Source organism: Tepidimonas thermarum (assembly GCF_007556705.1).
Taxonomy (GTDB): domain Bacteria; phylum Pseudomonadota; class Gammaproteobacteria; order Burkholderiales; family Burkholderiaceae_C; genus Tepidimonas; species Tepidimonas thermarum.
Genome location: NZ_VJOL01000125.1, coordinates 1 through 667, shown reverse-complemented (window position 1 = coordinate 667; position 667 = coordinate 1). Strand labels below are relative to the sequence as shown.

Sequence of the window (667 nt, the reverse complement as noted above, 5' to 3'; positions counted from 1 at the left end):
CAAAACGGCCTGCAAACCGGCCGAAATGCACGTCGCAATCGCTGCGCAGCCACGTCTGGGCGGCTCGTTTCTTCGAAAGCAGCGTCACTGGTGCGTTCGAAGGGTATTTTTTCAACGGCCTGTTAAATTCCAGAAAAAGAACACTCAGCGTCCCTCTGACTGGGGTCTTGAAGCCTGGCGCGCTGAATTGGCTGATCATATCGGGAGCGAAGGCCCGGTGCAGCCCATTCATTTTGATTCGAATCGAATCCGCATCTTGCTGGTGGCGGATAACCTGAGTAGTGAATTGTTGACAACCATTGATTGGTTGTCAAAATATCTGCGCCCCCAAACGGCGCAGGGCGATGGTGTTCAAATTGAATATCATCAGCTGTCGCGTTACCAAGTGGCCGATAAAACCATATTGCATTTGGATAAAATTTATCCTTTGCCGTTGGCTGAGGAGTTTTTGGTTCGTGCCAAGCAAAAGTACGAAGAGGAAATTGTTGCCAAGGCACGCCGACCTAAAACCGAATGGTTGCTGTATGATGCGGGTGAATTGAGATTGTGCAACCTCTTTTCTGTAAATTTCCGGTTGGGTGGTCATGACAACCGGGTTACAGGTTGAAGTTGAGATAGACCTTGCCGGTCAGCCACTCGTCGTCGAGTTCGGCGAGCATTGCGGAAA

1 pseudogene is annotated in these 667 nt (G+C 50.2%); it reads left to right on the top strand.

The window, feature by feature from the left end:
- A pseudogene (locus Tther_RS13210) lies at window positions 1–607 on the top strand (hypothetical protein); the annotation flags it as partial.
- Window positions 608–667: the final 60 nt, after the last annotated feature.